The following is a 494-nucleotide window of genomic DNA, read 5'->3' on the forward strand; positions in this document are numbered from 1 at the left end:
AGGAAAGCGGGCGCTTGCAGGACATGCTGCTGCGCGCAGCCGTGATCCTCGAGCGCCAGGAACAGGTCCGGACCTCTCGCGCGCTCGCGGCGCTGACCCCGGTCATCACGATTTTCGTTGCGGGCATGATCGCGGTCATCATCTTCTCGGTGATGGGGGCTGTGCTCTCGATCAATGAACTGGCGTTGCGATGACCGGCACAGGACGCGTCCTACCGGCCAATGCAGGCTTCACGCTGATCGAGGTGCTGATTGGCCTCGCCATCCTGAGCCTCGCCGTGACCATGGCTGCGCCTCTCCTCAGGCGTACGCCATCGCAGGCCCAGGTGACCGCCGACGCGACCCGCCTGGCGGCTGCGCTTCGCGTTACTCGCGCTGCAGCCATGGCGCAGAGCCGGGACATGCTCTTCCTGATTGATGCGGACCGGCGTACCTACGCCTCACCCGTGATCGGTGAAACGCAAATGACGCCCCGTACCAGCATCGATATGGCGC

At 65.0% G+C, this 494-nt stretch carries 2 protein-coding genes; both read left to right on the plus strand.

Annotated features, from left to right (window positions below; genetic code table 11):
* Positions 1-194 (plus strand): type II secretion system F family protein (locus tag AB4Y92_RS25590; protein WP_441822171.1); only part of this gene is annotated, 194 nt, incomplete at its 5' end.
* The coding region (locus tag AB4Y92_RS25595; RefSeq protein ID WP_441822172.1) for a pilus assembly FimT family protein at positions 191-494 on the plus strand (304 nt) is incomplete at its 3' end. The genes AB4Y92_RS25590 and AB4Y92_RS25595, both read left to right, overlap by 4 nt.

The sequence above is a fragment of the Lysobacter sp. TAB13 genome (assembly GCF_052113885.1).
Taxonomy (GTDB): domain Bacteria; phylum Pseudomonadota; class Gammaproteobacteria; order Xanthomonadales; family Xanthomonadaceae; genus Lysobacter; species Lysobacter gummosus.